Below are 278 nucleotides of genomic sequence, written 5' to 3'. Positions count from 1 at the left end.
AGCAGTGACCATGCAATCCAGACATCGGCATCCGAGGCGGAGTTGGTATCGATTATCGCCCAGTTGTCGTGGTCTTTCTGACCCCATAGCCAGGCGGGCAAATTATCGTTCAGATTGCCCCCGGCCAGGTTGTCGCGCGTCCACGTCAGCAATTGATCAAAGGCTTTGCGATCGTTCGCGGCCAGGGCAAAGAACAACGCATAGCTTTGCCCTTCCGACGTGGTGATTTTGCGCGTGTCGCTGGGATCAATGACACGCCCGCTCTCACTGATGTAATC

1 protein-coding gene is annotated in these 278 nt (G+C 55.8%); it reads right to left on the bottom strand.

The features are described 5' to 3' along the window. A partial coding sequence (locus tag ACPYOJ_RS35225) for a glycosyl hydrolase family 8 (RefSeq protein ID WP_481420365.1) occupies positions 1 to 278 on the bottom strand: 278 nt, incomplete at both ends.

The sequence above is a fragment of the Rhizobium sp. SVR5-9E genome, from assembly GCF_056755095.1.
This window is presented reverse-complemented; position numbering and strand designations above follow the sequence as displayed.